A 17,665-nucleotide genomic window follows, 5' to 3' on the forward strand; every position below is an offset into this window, starting at 1 on the left:
CCCACAGGATTACCACTGTTTCTAAGACCAGTGGCCATCCTGTGGGAGCGGGTTTACCCGCGAAAGGGCCGGAACAGGAAAACCCACCGGCCCGACCTGCCTTTATTTCAAAACAGCCAGCGCAGCCTCGTAGTTCGGCTCGTCAGCGATTTCACCGACCAGCTCGCTGTGCAGCACGTTGTCGTTTTCGTCCAGCACGACCACTGCACGTGCAGCCAGGCCAGCCAGCGGGCCGTCGGCGATGGCCACACCGTAGTTCTCGAGGAACTCGGCGCCACGCAGGGTCGACAGGTTCTTCACGTTCTCCAGGCCTTCGGCACCGCAGAAGCGCGCCTGGGCGAATGGCAGGTCGGCGGAGATGCACAGCACCACGGTGTTGGCTACATCGTTGGCCTGGGCATTGAACTTGCGCACCGACGTGGCACAGGTTGGGGTGTCGACGCTCGGGAAGATGTTCAGCACCTTGCGCTTGCCGGCGTAGTCCTGCAGCGACTTGTCAGCCAGGCCTTCACCCACCAGCGAGAAGGCTGGCGCCTGAGCACCGGCTTGCGGCAGGTTGCCCTTGACCTGAACCGGGTTGCCTTTGAGAGTCACTTGAGCCATGGACGAAATCCTTATGCGGGGTTTGAAAAGGACACCGAGTTAAGCATGAAGGCGGCCGGGTGCCTATGGGTGAAGCAAAAATTGTTTTATTGCCAGACAATTCTTGTGGACAAAAAAATGCCCAGGTCGCAACAGGCGACCTGGGCATTGCTTGTCACGGGCGGTGGATCAGCTCAGCAAGCCGTAAACCACCGACGTCAGCGCAACCACGCCAACCGCGACCACGAACACGTTGGACATCGCCCCACTGTACTTGCGCATCGAAGGCACGCGGCGAATGGCGTACATCGGCATCAGGAACAGCAGCACCGCGATGATCGGGCCGCCCAGCGATTCGATCATGCCCAGAATGCTTGGGTTGAGGGTGGCGACGATCCAGCACACCACCAGCATCAGCGCAGCGACCACGCGGTCCAGGGCTTTGGCACCCGGGCGCGCGCCGGTCTTGGCAATAATGCCTTTCAGGCCTTCACTGGCACCGATGTAGTGGCCCAGGAACGACTTGGCGATAGCAATGAAGGCAATCAGCGGTGCGGCAAACTCGATGGTCGGGTTGCTGAAGTGGTTGGCCAGGTACGACAGGATCGACAGGTTCTGTGCCTTGGCTTCAGCCAGCTGGGCGCTGCTGAGGGTCAGCACGCAACTGAAGACGAAGAACAGCACCATGGCCACCATCAGCAGGTGGGCGCGGGCGAGGATCTGGCCGCTGCGCTCATCGGCATGCTCGCCGTAACGGCGCTTCTGGTCGACCGCGAACGCCGAGATGATCGGCGAGTGGTTGAACGAGAACACCATCACCGGAATCGCCAGCCACACGGTGTGCAGGAAGGCCGAGCCCGACGGCAGCTGGGTGGCGCTGTCGAGAATACCACCGGTCCAGTGCGGTACCAGGTACAGGCCCAGCAGCGCCAGGGCCACGATGAACGGGTAGACCAGCAGGCTCATGACCTTGACCGTGGCCTGCTCACCGCAGCGCACGATGGCCAGCAGGCCCAGGATCAGCACGAACGACAGGATCGCCCGCGGCGGCGGCGTCATGTGCAGCTGGTGCTCCATGAAGCTGGTGACGGTGTTGGTCAGCGCCACGCTATAGATAAGCAGGATCGGGAAGATGGCGAAGAAGTACAGCACGGTGATCAATGCACCGGCGGTAATGCCGAAATGCTCCTCGACCACTTCAGTGATGTCCCCGCCCTTGCGCCCGGAGAGGACGAAACGGGTCAGGCCACGGTGGGCGAAGTAAGTCATCGGGAAGGCCAGCACGGCCAGGATGATCAGCGGCCAGAAGCCACCGAGGCCAGCATTGATGGGCAGGAATAAAGTACCTGCGCCGATGGCGGTGCCAAACAGGCCCAGCATCCAGGTGGTGTCTTGACGTGCCCAGCTGCCCAAGGCTGCTGGGGTCGATTCTTCATAGCGCCGTTCGACGCTTGGGGCCTGCTCATTCATTCCGGGTGTAGCTCCACTCGCAAGACTGCAACAGGGCTGGGAATGGCGAACCAGACGCTTCGCGCTCCCCAACCAAAAAAGAGGGGCGCGATTGTGCACTGAAAGTGGGCGGTTGCGAAGCCCCGTCCGAGGGACGGTTGCACTTGTCATGACAACTGGGTGAAACCGGGGGCCGCTTCGCGCCCCATTCGCGGCGCAAGGCCGCTCCTACAGCTGTTGCGCGAAGCGGCCCCTATCACATCACTTCTGAACGGCGGCGAACGCCTCGGCAACCCGTTGCAGGTTGGCCGGACGCAGGCCGGACATGCATACCCGCCCGCTGTCGATCAGGTAAACGCCGAACTCATCACGCAGGCGACGCACCTGCTCGACGCTGAAACCGGTGTAGCTGAACATGCCGCGTTGGCGCAGGAAGAACTGGAAGTCCTGGCCTGGCAGCAGCGTGGCCAGCGCATCGACCAACGCCTGACGCATGTCCAGGATGCGCTTACGCATCACTTCGACTTCTGCCGCCCATTGGGCATTGAGCGCGGCATCGCCCAGTACGCCGGCGACCAGTTGGGCACCGAAGTTGGGTGGGCTGGAGTAGTTGCGGCGCACGGTAGCCTTGAGCTGGCCAAGCACGCTCTGCGCGGTGGCGTCATCGTCGCAGACCACCGACAGGCCCCCAACCCGCTCGCCGTACAGCGAGAAGATCTTCGAGAACGAGTTGCTGACCAGGCACGGTACGCCGGCACGGGCCATTTCGCGGATAGCGTAGGCGTCTTCCACCAGGCCTTCACCAAAGCCTTGGTAGGCGATGTCGAGGAACGGGATCAACTGACACGCCTTGACCACTTCCACCACCTGCTGCCACTGGTTCTGGTCCAGGTCGGCGCCGGTCGGGTTGTGGCAGCACGGGTGCAGCAGCACGACGCTGTTGGCCGGCAGGGTCTGCAGGGTTGCCAACATACCGTCGAAGTCGACGCCACGGCTGACCTGGTCGAAGTACGGGTAGGTATTCACCTTGAACCCGGCACCTTCGAAGATGGCGCGGTGGTTGTCCCAAGTCGGGTTGCTGACCCAGACTTCGGACTGCGGGAAGTAGCGCTTGAGGAAGTCGGCACCCACTTTCAGTGCGCCAGAACCACCCACGGTCTGCACGGTGGCCACGCGGCCGCCGGTCACGGCCGGGTGATCGGCACCGAACAGCAGTGCCTGGATGGCTTGGCGGTAGCTGGCCAGGCCTTCCATCGGCAGGTACAGCGACGCTTCGTGAGCAACGCCTGCGATGCGTTTTTCGACGGCATCCACCGCCGCCAGTTGTGGCACCACGCCGGCTTCATCGTAGTACAGGCCGATACTCAGGTTGACCTTGTCGGCGCGGGGATCGGCCTTGAAGGTTTCCATCAGCGAGAGGATCGGGTCGCCGGCATAGGCATCGACATGTTTGAACACAGCGTGCAGCTCCTTGGATCAGGACAGTTCGGAATGGCTGCCCTGAGGATACCCGGAGTCGCGGTGGAGGAACATCACCGATTGTGCAGGTTGTCTATGCAAGATTGCACAGCCCTAGATTCGTGCTGCCTGTAACGGCCCTTTCGCGGGTAAACCCGCTCCCACAACGCCGAACCTGTGGGAGCGGGTTTACCCGCGAAGAGGCCGGTTCAGGCAACTAATGCCTTGAGGCCCTGCAGTTCCTGCTCGGTCAATGCCACGCCCTCTTCCTCGGCCACCTCGCGCTCGCGGTAACGCCGCTCCCCGGGCATCCGCGTCAGGCCCACGGCCTGCATCTGCTCCACCAGCTCGCGGCTGCGCTGGGCAAACCGCTCGCCTTCGGCCTTGCTCGGGTCGATGACGATGATCAACTGCCCGGTCCAGGGCGTCTTGGCCCCAGGGTGCCCGGACCAGTCGAACTCCCAAGAGAAGTTCCCGCCCGTCAGCGCCGCCGCCAGCAGCTCGACCATCATCGACAACGCCGACCCCTTGTGCCCGCCAAACGGCAGCAAGGCCCCGCCTTCGAGAATGGCCTTGGGGTCGGTGGTCGGCTGGCCGTTGGCATCTACGCCCATGCCCTCGGGCAACTGCTGGCCGGCCCGTGCAGCGATCTGCACATCGCCATGGGCCATGGCGCTGGTGGCCATGTCAAAGACGATCGGATCATGTTCGGCACACGGCGCGGCAAAGGCGATGGGGTTGGTGCCAAACAGCGGTTTGCGTGCACCATGCGGCACCACGCAGGTCATGCTGTTGACCACACTCAGGGCCACCAGGCCCTCTTCGGCGAACGGCTCTACATCCGGCCACAGCGCCGCGAAGTGGTGCGAGTTGTGGATCGCCAGCGCTGCGATGCCGGCATTGCGTGCCTTGGCCACCAACAGCTCACGGGCCGCCGCCAGCGCCGGCTGAGCAAATCCGCCCGCTGCATCGACACTCACATAGCCAGCCGCCACATCGCTGACCTTCGGCCTGGCCTGGCCATCGACCCAGCCACTGGCCAAGGTCGAGACATAGCCCGGAATACGGAACACGCCATGGCTGTGAGCGCCATCGCGCTGGGCGCTGGCGCAGTTGTGGGCCAGCACCTGGGCCACGGTTTCGCTGCAGCCATGACGCTGGAGGATCGCCTGCAACAGGTTCTGCAGCTCGTTAAAAGGCACACGCACGGCAGTGCCAGTGGAAGGTGCGGACATCTGAAGCTCCTTGTTGGAATTAGAGTGGCTACAGCGTTGCAACGACAAAAACTTTCCTGCATGTGACAGCTATCTGTCAAATATTGACTTGATGACAGAAAACATTCATTTTCTATCGCAAGCCTCACCCCCGGAGAAACAGCATGAGCCAACCGATCAAGCAACGCCTGGAAAACAGCCTGCAAGGGGCTGCCGCCTCAGGCCGCACGATCGCCAGCTACATGCTTGCCAACCTGCACGAACTGCCCTTTCAGACCTCGGCCAGCATCGCTGCCAAGCTGGGTGTCAGCGAATCCAGTGTCGGCCGTTTCTGCCGCTCGTTAGGTTATGCCCACCTCAAGGCGCTCAAGCAAGACCTGCAGAACGACCTGGGCGATGGCCCGTGGCTGGTCGGTGATCGCTTGCAAGACTACCGCCAGAACCATGATGCCAGCGACAACGCCGGCAGCCTGGAGCTGGAAATCGCCGCCCTGGTGCGTGTGCACGAGTACCGCCAGAGCGAGCCCTGGCACCGCGTGGCACAGCGCCTGGCAAGCAAACCACGGGTGTTCATCGCCGGCTTTCAGACCGAGCGCGGCGTCGCCATGTGCATGAGCCACCTGCTGCAGTACCTGCGTGACGGCGTGCAACTGGTCGACCTCAGCGCCGGGCACTTCGGTGAGGTGCTGTTGGGCCGCGCCGAAGACAGCGCACTGGTGGTGTTCGAGGCGCGTCGTTATTCCCGCCACGCCCTGCAGCTGTGCCAGAAGGCGCGCGAGGCTGGCATTGCGGTCACCCTGGTGACCGATACCTTCTGTGACTGGGCCGATGCCAACGCTGACGAGGTATTCCGCATCCCCACCGAATTCAACCTGTTCTGGGAATCCACCGCGACCATGCTGTCGTGGGTGCACCTGATGGTCAACGAGGTCTGCAAGAAGCTCGGGCCGGATGTTGAAAAACGCTTGGAAGCGACTGCCGCTCTACATAACGAATTCGTCGGCTACACCTCGTGGCCGGCGGGAAAACAACAATAGCAAGAGTGCAAGAGGTGCGAGATGAACAAGACCATGGCTATGGTAGGTGCGTGTGCCCTGCTGCTGGCGGGCGCCGCCAGTGCTGAAACCCTGCGTTTCGCCACCGAAGGTGCCTACCCGCCCTTCAACTATGTCGACGCCGATAACCAGCTGCACGGCTTCGACATCGACATCACCCACGCCCTGTGCGAACAGATGAAAGTCGAATGCACCCTGGTCGCCCAGGATTGGGAAGGCATCATCCCGGCCCTGATGGCGCGCAAGTACGACGCCGTGGTCGCGTCGATGATCGATACCGAAGAGCGCCGCAAGAAAATCGCCTTCACCGATCATTACTACCGTACCCCGCTGACTGTGGCTGTGGCCAAGGACAGCAAGATCACCGATGCCCAGAACAACTTCGTCGGCTACACCGTGGGCGCCCAATCCTCGTCTACCCAAGCCATCTATGCCGAAGACGTCTACGGCAAGGCCGGTGCCGACGTGAAACTCTACCCGACCATGGATGAAGCCAACGCCGACCTGGCCGCAGGCCGCCTGGATGGTGTGATCGCCGACAAGTTCCCCCTGCACGAGTGGATGACCAAGAACGGCCAGGACTGCTGCAAGATCCTCGGCGACGTGGCCGACACCAAGGCCGACGCGGCCATCGCCGTGCGCAAGGATGACGAGGCGCTGCGCCAACGCCTGAATACCGCGCTGCAACAGATCGTTGCCAACGGTACCTACCAGAAGATCGCCAGCAAGTATTTCGCCTTCGATATCTACAACTGATCTTCAGGAAACGACGCAATCCTGTAGGAGCAGCCTTGTGCTGCGAAAGGGCTGCAAAGCGGCCCCCTGCAATCTGTGCCGCGGCATACACCCTGGGGCTGCTCCGCAGCCCTTTCGCGACACAAGGCCGCTCCTACCAAGAGAACGCGTTGCCCACCTTAGGGGTTTGTCATGCTCGATCAATTGTCCTTGCTGTCCTTCGCCAGCGGAGGCTGGGGCCAGGCGTTGCTGGCCGGCGCCCTGGTCACCGTTTCGCTGGCCCTCGCCTGCCTGCCCATCGGCCTGCCGCTGGGCCTGGCCGTAGCGTTTGCCGCACGTTCGCGCAAACGCCTGCCACGGGCCTGGGCCACGACCTTTTCTACCGTGTTCCGCGGCCTGCCCGAACTGCTGACGCTGCTGATCATCTATTACGGCTGCCAGATCGCCGCGCAAAAAGTGTTGGCCGCCCTCGGCTATCAAGGCGAATTCCTGATCAACACGTTCCTGGCCGCCATGATCGCCTTCAGCCTGGTGTTTGCCGCATTCTCCAGCGAAATCTGGCTGGCAGCCTTCAAGACCCTGCCCAAAGGGCAACTTGAAGCGTGCTCGGCACTGGGCCTGAGCAAGCGCACAGGCTTCTTCAAGGTGGTGCTGCCACAACTGACGCGCATCGCCCTGCCCGGCCTGTCCAACAACTGGTTGTCGCTGCTCAAGGACACCTCGCTGGTGTCGACCATCTCGCTGGTCGACCTGATGCGCCAGACCAACCTGGCCGTCAGCGTGACCAAAGAGCCGATGTTCTTCTATGGCGTTGCCTGCCTGGGTTACCTGCTGTTCTCGGCGGTCTCGGGACGGGTCTTTGCCTTCATCGAACGGCGCAGCAGCCGTCACCTGCAAGGAGCCCGGGCATGAATATCGAACAATGGCTGGCAGTCGTCCTCGACCCGGACCTGCTGGAACGCTACGGCCCGCGCTTCGTCGATGGGCTGCTGGTGACAGCCAAGCTGGTGGCGATTTCATTCACCCTGGGCGCCGTACTCGGCCTGCTGCTGGCACTGGCACGCTTGTCGCGCAGCCAGGTGCTGCAGCGCCTGTCGGCCGGTTATGTGTACTTCTTCCGCGGCTCACCGCTGCTGGCGCAGTTGTTCCTGCTTTATTACGGCCTCGGCTCGTTGAAAGGTTTCTGGCAGGACGTCGGCCTCTGGTGGTTCTTCCGCGAAGCGTGGTTCTGCACGTTGCTGGCATTCACCCTGAACACCGCCGCCTACCAGGCCGAGATCTTCCGCGGCAGCCTGATGGCCGTCGCGCCTGGGCAGCATGAGGCGGCGCGGGCACTGAACCTGAGCCGCTCGACCACCTTCTTCAAGGTGATCCTGCCGCAGTCGCTGCTGGTGGCCATCGGCCCTCTGGGCAATGAACTGATCCTGATGATCAAGGCCAGCGCGATTGCTTCGCTGGTGACCATCTACGACCTGATGGGCGTGACCAAACTGGCGTTCTCGCGCAGTTTCGACTTCCAGATCTACCTGTGGGCCGCCGTGCTCTACCTGGTGATCGTCGAGCTGGTACGGCGCCTCCTGAAACACCTGGAAGCCCGCCTGGGCCGCCACCTGAACTGACCGAAGGATACGTTCCATGCATTGCCAGACTCTCGTTCTCGGCGCCGGCATTGTCGGCGTCAGCACCGCGCTGCACCTGCAGGCGCGCGGGCGCCAGGTGATTCTGATCGACCGCGACGAACCCGGCAGCGGCACCAGCCATGGCAACGCCGGGCTGATCGAGCGCTCCAGCGTGATTCCGTATGCCTTCCCCCGGCAAGCGGGCGCGCTGCTGCGTTACGGCCTGAACCGCCAGCCCGACGTACGCTACAGCTTGCTGCACTTGCCCAAGGCCGCACCGTGGCTGTGGCGCTACTGGCGCCAGTCGGCGCCGGGGCGCCTGGCAGGTGCCGCCGCCGACATGCTGCCGCTGGTACAGCGCTGCGTCGAAGAGCATGACGCGCTGATCGAAGCCGCCGGCCTGGAAGGGCTGGTTCAGGCCAAAGGCTGGATCGAGGTGTTCCGCGACCCGGCCCTGTTCAAGCAGGCCAAAGAGGACCTCAAAGGCTTGAGCCGTTACGGCCTGCAGTACGAGATTCTCGAATGCGGGCAGCTTCAGGCACGCGAACACCAACTGGACAGCACCGTGGTGGGTGGCATTCATTGGCTCGACCCCAAGACCGTGAACAACCCCGGCGCCCTCACCCGCGGCTATGCGGCGCTGTTCGTCCAACGTGGCGGGCAGTTCCTGCATGGCGATGCGCGCAGCCTGCGCCAGGTCGAAGGGCAATGGCAGGTCGACAGCCGTCGCGGCCCGGTCACCGCCGACGAAGTGGTGGCCTGCCTCGGCCCACAGTCGGCCGACCTCTATGAAGGCCTTGGCTACCAGATCCCGTTGGCGATCAAGCGCGGCTACCACATGCACTACGCCACCCGTGACGGTGCGCAACTCGAGCATTCGATCTGCGATACCCAAGGTGGCTATGTACTGGCGCCCATGGCCCGGGGCGTGCGCCTGACCACCGGTATCGAGTTTGCTGCCAGCGACGCGCCAGGCAACGAAATCCAGCTGCGCCGCTGTGAAGCCTTGGCCCGGCGGTTGTTCCCGGCACTCGGCGAACGCCTCGATGACGCGCCGTGGCTAGGCCGGCGCCCGTGCCTGCCAGACATGCGCCCAGTGATTGGCCCAGCGCCGCGGCACAAAGGCCTGTGGTTCAACTTCGGGCATGCACACCATGGCCTCACCCTGGGCCCGGTCAGTGGCCGGCTGCTGGCAGAACTGCTGACCGGCGAGCGCCCGTTTACCGACCCTGCGCCCTACAGCGCGACACGTTTCGACTGAACCCTGCGGAGAACAACAATATGACCGCCCCTTTGAGCCTTGCCAGCCTTGCTCCAGCACCCGACCCGCGCCCGGTACTGATCCGTATCGAGGGTTTGAACAAGCACTATGGCGCGTTTCATGTCTTGCGCGACATCGACCTGCAGGTCCGCGAAGGCGAACGCATCGTCCTGTGCGGCCCGTCCGGTTCGGGCAAGTCGACGCTGATCCGCTGCATCAATCGCCTGGAAGTGGCCGAAAAAGGCAGCGTCCAGGTGGATGGCACCGACCTGGCCGCCACCACGCGCCAGGCGGCGCAGATCCGCAGCGAGATCGGCATGGTGTTCCAGCACTTCAACCTGTTCCCGCACATGAGCGTGCTCGACAACTGCCTGCTGGCACCCACCAGCGTGCGTGGGCTGTCGCGCAAGGACGCCGAGGAACGCGCGCGCATGTACCTGGCCAAAGTCGGCATCGAGAGCCAGGCGCACAAATACCCCAGCCAGCTGTCCGGCGGCCAGCAACAACGCGTGGCCATCGCCCGCGCCTTGTGCATGAAACCCCGCATCATGCTGTTTGACGAGCCGACCTCGGCGCTGGATCCAGAGATGGTCGCCGAGGTGCTGGATGTGCTGGTAAAGCTGGCCGACACGGGCATGACGATGCTCTGCGTCACCCATGAAATGGGCTTTGCCCGGCAGGTGGCCGAGCGGGTGCTGTTCCTTGAAGGTGGGCAGATCATCGAGGACAGCCCGCCGCAGGTGTTCTTCAACCAACCGAAGACCGAGCGGGCCAAAGGGTTCCTGGCGCAAATACTGCACTGAATCCGTGTAGGAGCAGCCTTGCGCTGCGAAGAGGCCAGTGCAGACACGTATATTTACGCTGCTGCCACTGGCCTCTTCGCAGCGCAAGGCTGCTCCTACACGGTGGCGTGCCAATGCATACGCCGCCTTCATTGCACCGCTGCAATGAACCAACTGCGTCGTTAAATATAATTGACCTCACCCCCTGCCAAACCCTTGCCGCCACAGGCCTGCAACGGTTTAACCCCCCTGAAATCGGCGTATACCCCCCTCTAAAGCCTCTACCAGTCGTTTGACATATCGAACGGCTCTGGCAAGCTAGCAACAAGTCCCGACCGGAATCGTCGCCTCTGACGAGCCGGCAGTGCTCGGGGCTTCAGGTCGCACTCAAGGCCCCGGCCGTGCGCCTGCACAACAACGACAGGTCGAACCTGTCCCAAGGTGACATATGTCCAACAGCAACATTGGCAACAAGCAACCTTCCCTGCGCAAACCCGTCGTCCTGATGACCATGGGCAGCCAAGAGCGCAAAGGCCATGACTATCAGGTCATGACCCACAAATACATTACTCCGCTGGTCGACTTCGCCGGTTGCGTCCCGGTCCTGGTGCCCACCTGCTGTGGCACTGAAGACCTCGAGACCTACCTGGACATGGCCGACGGCGTCTACCTGACCGGTGCCGGCAGCAACATCGACCCGGCCCTGTACGGCCAGGAGAACGAAACCCCCGGCAAAGGCCAGGACAAGGCACGCGACCTGTTCGACATCCCGCTGGTCAAGGCAGCCCTCAAGCGTGGCCTGCCGATCTTCGGCATCTGCCGTGGCATGCAGGAAATCAACGTGGCGCTGGGTGGCGACATCTACCAGAAGGTGTACGCCGAGCCAGGCTTCAACGACCACCGCGAAAACCCCGAAGACCCGGTCGACGTGCAGTACGCTCAAGTGCATGCCGTGAAGGTCAAGCCAGGCAGCTGGCTGCGCGACACCCTGGGCTGCGACGAGATCCGCGTGAACTCGCTGCATGGCCAAGGCCTGCGCAACCTGGGTAAAGGCATCGAGCCAATCGCCCTCGCCGAAGACGGCCTGGTCGAGGCTATTCATGCCCCGAGCATTTCGCCCTTCCTGTTCGCGGTGCAGTGGCACCCCGAGTGGCAAGCCGCGAAAAACCCTGATTCGATCAAGATCTTCCAGGCCTTCGGCGACGCTTGCCGCGCCCAGGTTCGCAAGTCCCAGGTCAAGCACCATCAGGCTGCCTGACACAAAGCTTCGTTAGCTTTGATCGCGGGGCGGCGCAAGGCCGCCCCCGCTTCCCCGGTCACCCTCTGCTGGTCCCAGAACACTTCCCGTGGATGCGGGCGGCGGGCTTGTGCCTGTCTCCGCGATCGTTTTTTCCTCCCCCCTCAAGAGATACGATGACTGTTTGCCATGAACCTGGGTGCCAGGCTTCATGCATGATCGGTTGTCGCCTACTACGCCCCATTCGCGGGCAAGCCCGCTCCCACGGGGTTTTCTAGGTGCTGAATGTTTGCGCCTTCCCTGTGGGAGCGGGTTTACCCGCGAAAGGGACGCCTGCAGAAACACGCCTTCCTCAGCCCATCAGGGAAAAAAAATGCATCGAGGGACTAGTCATCGTACAAGTTGTACGATAACTTACCTCCATCGCTTCTACACACCCTCACCCAAGCGCCACAGGATGCCTATAACAATGAATCCACAAGAACTGAAATCCATCCTCTCCCACGGCCTGCTGTCTTTCCCGGTCACCGACTTCAATGCCCAGGGCGACTTCAACCAGGCGGGTTACATCAAACGCCTGGAATGGCTGGCCCCTTATGGCGCCAGCGCCCTGTTCGCAGCCGGCGGTACCGGTGAGTTCTTCTCCCTGGCGGCCAGCGAATACAGCCAGGTGATCAAGACTGCCGTCGACACCTGCGCCACTTCGGTACCGATCCTCGCCGGCGTTGGTGGCTCGACCCGCCAGGCCATCGAATACGCGCAAGAAGCCGAGCGCCTGGGTGCCAAGGGCCTGCTGCTGCTGCCGCACTACCTGACTGAAGCCAGCCAGGACGGCGTCGCCGCCCACGTCGAAGCCGTGTGCAAATCGGTGAAGATCGGTGTAGTGGTCTACAACCGTAACGTCTGCCGCTTGAACGCCGACCTGCTGGAAAAACTCGCCGAGCGTTGCCCGAACCTGATCGGCTACAAAGATGGCCTGGGTGATATCGAGCTGATGGTGTCGATCCGCCGCCGCCTGGGCGATCGTTTCAGCTACCTGGGTGGCCTGCCGACCGCCGAAGTGTATGCTGCTGCCTACAAGGCCTTGGGTGTGCCGGTCTACTCGTCGGCCGTGTTCAACTTCGTGCCAAAGACCGCGATGGACTTCTACCACGCCATCGCCCGCGAAGACCACGCCACCGTTGGCAAGCTGATCGACGACTTCTTCCTGCCGTACCTGGACATCCGTAACCGCAAGGCCGGCTACGCAGTCAGCATCGTCAAGGCGGGCGCCAAGCTCGCCGGTTACGACGCAGGCCCGGTGCGCACGCCGCTGACCGACCTGACCGCTGAAGAATACGAAATGCTCGCAGCCCTGATGGACAAGATGGGTCCGCAATAAGCGAACCCCCGCGGCCTGTCTCAGCCGCACCCGGAGTGGGAAGCCCCCACTCCGGTTACACCTCGTGAGCCCGCACAAAAATAACTAGTGGGAGTACTACCAGCATGCAAGCGACTAAGAAGACGCATGTGCGCTACCTGATCCTGTTCATGCTGTTTCTGGTGACCACGATCAACTATGCCGACCGCGCTACCATTGCAATCGCAGGCTCCAGCCTGCAGAAAGACCTCGGCATTGACGCCGTCACCCTCGGTTATATCTTCTCTGCCTTTGGATGGGCTTACGTGGCTGGCCAGATCCCTGGTGGCTGGCTGCTCGACCGTTTCGGCTCCAAGAACGTCTACGCCTTCAGCATCTTCACCTGGTCGCTGTTCACCCTGTTGCAAGGGTTTGTCGGTGGCCTGCCGGTGGCATGGGCAATCGTAACGCTGTTCACCCTGCGTTTTCTGGTCGGTTTTGCCGAAGCCCCGTCGTTCCCGGGCAACGCCCGCATCGTCGCGGCCTGGTTCCCCACCGCAGAACGCGGCACGGCCTCGGCCATCTTCAACTCGGCCCAGTACTTCGCCACCGCACTGTTTGCCCCGATCATGGGCTGGATTGTCTTCAGCTTCGGTTGGGAACACGTGTTCGTGGTCATGGGCGGCCTCGGTATCCTGTTCTCGTTCGTGTGGATGAAGACCATCTACAACCCCAAGCAACACCCGCGCATCAGCCAAAGCGAGCTCGAGCACATCGAGCAGAACGGCGGCCTGGTGGACATGGACCAGAAACGCGGCAACGACGGCCCAAAATGGGGTTACATCAAGCAGTTGCTGACCAGCCGCATGCTGCTGGGCGTGTACCTGGGCCAGTATTGCATCAACGCCATCACCTACTTCTTCCTGACGTGGTTCCCGGTGTACCTGGTGCAAGAGCGTGGGATGACCATCCTCAAGGCGGGCATCATTGCCTCGCTGCCGGCCATTTGCGGCTTCATCGGTGGCGTGCTGGGCGGGGTGCTGTCGGACTGGCTGCTGCGCCGCGGCAATTCGCTGACCTTCTCGCGCAAGCTGCCGATCGTCTGCGGCCTGTTGCTGTCGACCACCATGGTCTTCTGCAACTATGTCGACGCTGAATGGATGGTGGTCGGGTTCATGACCCTGGCCTTCTTCGGCAAAGGCATTGGTGCACTGGGCTGGGCTGTGGTCGCCGACACCTCGCCCAAACAGATCGCCGGCCTTTCGGGCGGCCTGTTCAACACCTTCGGCAACATCGCCTCGATCACCACGCCTATCGTCATCGGCTACATCATCAGCGCCACCGGTTCGTTCAAGTGGGCCCTGGTGTATGTAGGCGCCAACGCCCTGGTCGCGGTGTTCAGCTACCTGGTGATCGTCGGCCCGATCAAGCGCATCGAGCTGCATGAACCCCCAAAGGCTGAAGCCGACGTCACCGCCAATGGTGACCTGGCAAGCGCCCGACACTGAGTGAACACGCCCGCGCCCGGCACCTGCCGGCCGCGGGCGGATGTATAAAGCCTGAGCAATCACAAGAAGGGCCCGAACATGCAGTTGATCGAACATTCCGACTCGCCCCGCTACGTCCGCCTGCACGATGACGACAATGTCGTGGTAGTGGTCAACGACGGTGGCCTGGGCGAAGGCGCCCGCTTTCCCGACGGCCTGACCCTGGTCGAAGGCGTGCCGCAGAGCCACAAGGTCGCCACCGTACTGATAGCCAAAGGCGAGCCGGTGCGCCGCTATGGGCAGATCATCGGTTACGCCCTTGAAGACTTGCCCCAAGGCAGCTGGGTTCAGGAAAGCCAGCTGGCCATGCCAGAAGCCCCAGCGCTGGACAGCCTGCCGCGCTGCGACGCCGTCCCCGACGCCTTGCCGCCGCTCGAGGGGTTTACCTTCGAGGGCTACCGCAATGCCGACGGCACCGTCGGCACCCGCAACATTCTCGGCATCACCACCACCGTGCAATGCGTGACCGGCGTGCTGGAGCATGCGGTCAAGCGCATTCGTCAAGAGTTGCTGCCGCTGTACCCCAACGTCGATGACGTGGTCGCCATCACCCACAGCTACGGCTGCGGCGTGGCGATCAACGCCCGCGATGCCTACATCCCGATCCGCACCGTGCGCAACCTGGCGCGTAACCCTAACCTTGGCGGCGAAGCGCTGGTCATCAGCCTGGGCTGTGAAAAGCTGCAGGCCGGCCAGGTCATGCACGACAACGACCCCTCGGTAGACCTCAGCGACCCGTGGCTGTATCGCCTGCAGGACGCCAGCCTGGGCTTCGGCGAAATGATCGAACAGATCATGGCGCTGGCTGAAACCCGCCTGAAGAAGCTCGACCAGCGCCGTCGCGAAACGGTGCCCGCCAGCGAGCTGATCCTGGGCATGCAGTGCGGCGGCAGCGATGCCTTCTCCGGCATCACCGCCAACCCCGCGCTGGGTTATGCCTCGGACCTGCTGGTACGCGCCGGCGCGACCGTGCTGTTCTCGGAAGTGACCGAAGTGCGTGACGCCATCTACATGCTGACCTCCCGCGCCGAGAACCAGGACGTGGCCGATGCGCTGGTGCGCGAGATGGACTGGTACGACCGCTACCTGCAGCAAGGTGCGGCCGACCGCAGCGCCAACACCACGCCGGGCAACAAGAAAGGCGGCCTGTCGAATATCGTCGAAAAGTCCTTGGGCTCGATCGTGAAGTCCGGCAGCGGCGCTATTCAGGGCGTGCTCGGCCCTGGCGAGCGAGTCGCCCGCAAAGGCCTGATCTTCTGCGCGACCCCGGCCAGCGACTTTGTCTGCGGCACCTTGCAGCTCGCAGCTGGCATGAACCTGCATGTCTTCACCACCGGCCGCGGCACGCCGTACGGCCTGGCCATGGCACCCGTGGTCAAGGTGTGCACCCGCACCGAGCTGGCCGAGCGCTGGCCTGACCTGATCGACATCGACGCCGGGCGCATCGCCACAGGCCGCTCGAGCATCGAGGAACTGGGTTGGGAGCTGTTCCACTACTACCTGGACGTGGCCAGCGGCCGCAAGCAGACCTGGGCCGAACAACACCGGTTGCACAACGACATCACCCTGTTCAACCCGGCGCCGATTACCTGATGTAGCGGTTTGGCATGGCCCCTGTGGGAGCGGGCCATGCCGTCCTTCAGCCTTTTATTTCATCAAAGGAGCACCCCATGCCTGAGATCCTCGGCCACAACTTCATCGCCGGCCAGCGCAGCGCCGCTGGCGCGCAACGCCTGCAGAGCCTGGACGCCACCACTGGCGAGGCCCTGCCCTACAGCTTTGCCCAGGCCACCGAGGCTGAAGTGGACCAAGCCGCCCAAGCCGCCGCTGCCGCCTTCGCCGAATTCCGCCAACTGGCCCCGGCGCGCCGCGCCGAATTCCTCGATGCCATCGCCGCCGAACTGGATGAGCTGGACGACGCCTTCGTCGCCATCGTCTGCCGCGAAACCGCCCTGCCTGCAGGGCGTATCCAGGGCGAGCGCGGGCGTACCAGTGGCCAGATGCGCCTGTTCGCGCAAGTCCTGCGCCGCGGTGATTACCTGGGGGCACGCATCGACCTGGCCCTGCCGGATCGCCAACCGCTGCCTCGTGTCGACCTGCGCCAGATGCGCATTGGCGTAGGCCCGGTTGCCGTGTTCGGTGCCAGCAACTTCCCGCTGGCCTTCTCGACTGCCGGTGGCGACACCGCCGCCGCCCTCGCCGCGGGCTGCCCGGTAGTGTTCAAGGCGCACAGCGGCCACATGGCCACGGCCGACCTGGTCGGTTGTGCCATCCAGCGCGCCGCTGAGCGCACCGGCATGCCCAAGGGCGTGTTCAACATGGTCTTCGGCGGCGGAGTCGGCGAATGGCTGGTCAAGCACCCGGCGATCCAGGCCGTCGGCTTTACCGGCTCGCTCAAGGGTGGCGATGCACTGTGCCGCATGGCCGCCGAACGCCCACAGCCGATCCCGGTGTTTGCCGAGATGTCGAGCATCAACCCGGTGATCATCCTGCCCGGTGCCCTGGCCAAACGTGGCGAAGCCATCGCCCGCGAACTGGCTGGCTCGGTGTGCCTGGGTGCCGGCCAGTTCTGCACCAACCCTGGCCTGGTGATCGGCCTGCAATCGCCGCAATTCAGCCAGTTGCTGGCTGACCTCGGCCAGCACCTCGACCAACAGGCTGGCCAGACCCTGCTCAACGCCGGCGGCCTGCGCAGCTACGTTGGCGGCCTGGAGCACCTGCACGCCCACGCTGGCATCGAGCACCTGGCCGGCCAGGCACAGGAAGGCAACCAAGCCCGCGCCCAGCTGTTCAAGGCTGACGCCCGCCTGTTGGTCGACGCCGACCCGTTGCTGCAAGAAGAAGTGTTTGGCCCGACCACTGTGGCCGTCGAAGCCCAGGACAACGAACAACTGCGCGCCGCACTGCTCGGCCTGCGCGGCCAACTGACCGCGACCCTGATCGGCGAGCCGGAGGATTTCGAAGCGTTCGCCTGGCTGGTACCGCTGCTGGAAGAAAAGGTCGGCCGGATTCTGGTCAATGGCTACCCGACGGGTGTCGAAGTGTGCGACGCCATGGTGCATGGCGGGCCATACCCGGCAACCTCGGATGCACGCGGCACGTCGGTCGGCACCTTGGCCATCGACCGTTTCCTGCGCCCGGTGTGCTACCAGAACTACCCGCAGGCGCTGCTGCCTGAGGCGCTGCGCGATGGCAACCCGCTGGGGCTGCGTCGCCTGGTGAATGGGCAGTGGAGTGAAGAGGCGATCTGATCGTCTTTAGAATGGAAAAAGCCCCGCACATGTCGGGGCTTTTTCTTTTGTCTGTACCGGCCTCTTCGCGGGTAAACCCGCTCCCACAGGATCACTGCAGGCCTGAAATCTGTGCCACCCCTGTGGGAGCGGGTTT

At 63.2% G+C, this 17,665-nt stretch carries 15 protein-coding genes; 11 read left to right on the forward strand and 4 right to left on the reverse strand.

Features of this window, described 5'->3' with window-relative positions:
• Positions 1 to 102 precede the first annotated feature (102 nt).
• The 4 genes from tpx to OO306_RS25780 form a co-directional block, all read right to left on the reverse strand.
• On the reverse strand, positions 103 to 603 hold the full coding sequence (gene tpx / locus OO306_RS25765) for a thiol peroxidase (protein ID WP_252823768.1): 501 nt from the start codon (positions 601 to 603) through the stop codon (positions 103 to 105).
• Positions 604 to 771: 168 nt separating this feature from the next.
• On the reverse strand, positions 772 to 2,052 hold the full coding sequence (locus tag OO306_RS25770) for a serine/threonine transporter (protein WP_027593596.1): 1,281 nt from the start codon (positions 2,050 to 2,052) through the stop codon (positions 772 to 774).
• Between the two features lie 240 nt (positions 2,053 to 2,292).
• Positions 2,293 to 3,489: an amino acid aminotransferase gene (locus tag OO306_RS25775; RefSeq protein WP_265970219.1), complete on the reverse strand. Its 1,197-nt coding sequence runs from the start codon at positions 3,487 to 3,489 to the stop codon at positions 2,293 to 2,295.
• A 209-nt stretch (positions 3,490 to 3,698) separates the two neighbouring features.
• On the reverse strand, positions 3,699 to 4,724 hold the full coding sequence (locus tag OO306_RS25780) for an Ldh family oxidoreductase (RefSeq protein ID WP_265970220.1): 1,026 nt from the start codon (positions 4,722 to 4,724) through the stop codon (positions 3,699 to 3,701).
• Between the two features lie 143 nt (positions 4,725 to 4,867).
• Between OO306_RS25780 and OO306_RS25785 the strand changes: the two genes are divergently transcribed.
• The 11 genes from OO306_RS25785 to OO306_RS25835 all read left to right on the forward strand — a co-directional run bounded on the left by OO306_RS25785 (position 4,868) and on the right by OO306_RS25835 (position 17,529).
• Complete coding sequence (locus OO306_RS25785; protein WP_027593599.1) at positions 4,868 to 5,740, forward strand: MurR/RpiR family transcriptional regulator; 873 nt, start codon at positions 4,868 to 4,870, stop codon at positions 5,738 to 5,740.
• A gap of 21 nt (positions 5,741 to 5,761) precedes the next feature.
• On the forward strand, positions 5,762 to 6,514 hold the full coding sequence (locus OO306_RS25790) for a transporter substrate-binding domain-containing protein (protein WP_099429094.1): 753 nt from the start codon (positions 5,762 to 5,764) through the stop codon (positions 6,512 to 6,514).
• 171 nt (positions 6,515 to 6,685) lie between these two features.
• Positions 6,686 to 7,405, forward strand: a complete 720-nt coding sequence (locus tag OO306_RS25795; RefSeq protein WP_027593601.1) for an ABC transporter permease — start codon at positions 6,686 to 6,688, stop codon at positions 7,403 to 7,405.
• Entirely contained in the window at positions 7,402 to 8,112 is a 711-nt protein-coding gene (locus OO306_RS25800) for an ABC transporter permease (RefSeq protein WP_265970221.1), read from the forward strand. The genes OO306_RS25795 and OO306_RS25800 overlap by 4 nt, the downstream gene beginning before the upstream one ends.
• A gap of 16 nt (positions 8,113 to 8,128) precedes the next feature.
• On the forward strand, positions 8,129 to 9,373 hold the full coding sequence (locus OO306_RS25805) for an FAD-binding oxidoreductase (RefSeq protein WP_258704006.1): 1,245 nt from the start codon (positions 8,129 to 8,131) through the stop codon (positions 9,371 to 9,373).
• A gap of 20 nt (positions 9,374 to 9,393) precedes the next feature.
• On the forward strand, positions 9,394 to 10,176 hold the full coding sequence (locus tag OO306_RS25810; protein ID WP_027593604.1) for an amino acid ABC transporter ATP-binding protein: 783 nt from the start codon (positions 9,394 to 9,396) through the stop codon (positions 10,174 to 10,176).
• Between the two features lie 427 nt (positions 10,177 to 10,603).
• Positions 10,604 to 11,413, forward strand: coding sequence for a gamma-glutamyl-gamma-aminobutyrate hydrolase family protein (locus tag OO306_RS25815; protein ID WP_099429091.1), 810 nt, complete (start codon positions 10,604 to 10,606; stop codon positions 11,411 to 11,413).
• Positions 11,414 to 11,861: 448 nt separating this feature from the next.
• On the forward strand, positions 11,862 to 12,773 hold the full coding sequence (kdgD, locus tag OO306_RS25820; RefSeq protein ID WP_099429090.1) for a 5-dehydro-4-deoxyglucarate dehydratase: 912 nt from the start codon (positions 11,862 to 11,864) through the stop codon (positions 12,771 to 12,773).
• A 104-nt stretch (positions 12,774 to 12,877) separates the two neighbouring features.
• Entirely contained in the window at positions 12,878 to 14,239 is a 1,362-nt protein-coding gene (locus OO306_RS25825; protein ID WP_027593607.1) for an MFS transporter, read from the forward strand.
• A 78-nt stretch (positions 14,240 to 14,317) separates the two neighbouring features.
• Positions 14,318 to 15,871 (forward strand): galactarate dehydratase, encoded by a 1,554-nt coding sequence (garD, locus tag OO306_RS25830; protein ID WP_085274372.1) that lies wholly within the window; start codon positions 14,318 to 14,320, stop codon positions 15,869 to 15,871.
• Positions 15,872 to 15,948: 77 nt separating this feature from the next.
• Positions 15,949 to 17,529, forward strand: coding sequence for an aldehyde dehydrogenase (NADP(+)) (locus tag OO306_RS25835; protein ID WP_085274371.1), 1,581 nt, complete (start codon positions 15,949 to 15,951; stop codon positions 17,527 to 17,529).
• Positions 17,530 to 17,665 lie beyond the last annotated feature (136 nt).

The organism is Pseudomonas sp. DCB_AW, assembly GCF_026240895.1.
Lineage (GTDB): Bacteria > Pseudomonadota > Gammaproteobacteria > Pseudomonadales > Pseudomonadaceae > Aquipseudomonas > Aquipseudomonas kermanshahensis.

What these genes read in the sequence shown, in the direction of transcription:
- kdgD (WP_099429090.1), top strand. Translation starts at nt 11,862, where the DNA reads ATGAATCCACAAGAACTGAAATCCATCCTCTCCCACGGCCTGCTGTCT.
- OO306_RS25800 (WP_265970221.1), top strand. Translation starts at nt 7,402, where the DNA reads ATGAATATCGAACAATGGCTGGCAGTCGTCCTCGACCCGGACCTGCTG.
- OO306_RS25770 (WP_027593596.1), bottom strand. Translation starts at nt 2,052, where the DNA reads ATGAATGAGCAGGCCCCAAGCGTCGAACGGCGCTATGAAGAATCGACC.
- garD (WP_085274372.1), top strand. Translation starts at nt 14,318, where the DNA reads ATGCAGTTGATCGAACATTCCGACTCGCCCCGCTACGTCCGCCTGCAC.
- OO306_RS25790 (WP_099429094.1), top strand. Translation starts at nt 5,762, where the DNA reads ATGAACAAGACCATGGCTATGGTAGGTGCGTGTGCCCTGCTGCTGGCG.
- OO306_RS25805 (WP_258704006.1), top strand. Translation starts at nt 8,129, where the DNA reads ATGCATTGCCAGACTCTCGTTCTCGGCGCCGGCATTGTCGGCGTCAGC.
- OO306_RS25835 (WP_085274371.1), top strand. Translation starts at nt 15,949, where the DNA reads ATGCCTGAGATCCTCGGCCACAACTTCATCGCCGGCCAGCGCAGCGCC.
- OO306_RS25780 (WP_265970220.1), bottom strand. Translation starts at nt 4,724, where the DNA reads ATGTCCGCACCTTCCACTGGCACTGCCGTGCGTGTGCCTTTTAACGAG.
- OO306_RS25810 (WP_027593604.1), top strand. Translation starts at nt 9,394, where the DNA reads ATGACCGCCCCTTTGAGCCTTGCCAGCCTTGCTCCAGCACCCGACCCG.
- OO306_RS25795 (WP_027593601.1), top strand. Translation starts at nt 6,686, where the DNA reads ATGCTCGATCAATTGTCCTTGCTGTCCTTCGCCAGCGGAGGCTGGGGC.
- OO306_RS25815 (WP_099429091.1), top strand. Translation starts at nt 10,604, where the DNA reads ATGTCCAACAGCAACATTGGCAACAAGCAACCTTCCCTGCGCAAACCC.
- OO306_RS25825 (WP_027593607.1), top strand. Translation starts at nt 12,878, where the DNA reads ATGCAAGCGACTAAGAAGACGCATGTGCGCTACCTGATCCTGTTCATG.
- tpx (WP_252823768.1), bottom strand. Translation starts at nt 603, where the DNA reads ATGGCTCAAGTGACTCTCAAAGGCAACCCGGTTCAGGTCAAGGGCAAC.
- OO306_RS25785 (WP_027593599.1), top strand. Translation starts at nt 4,868, where the DNA reads ATGAGCCAACCGATCAAGCAACGCCTGGAAAACAGCCTGCAAGGGGCT.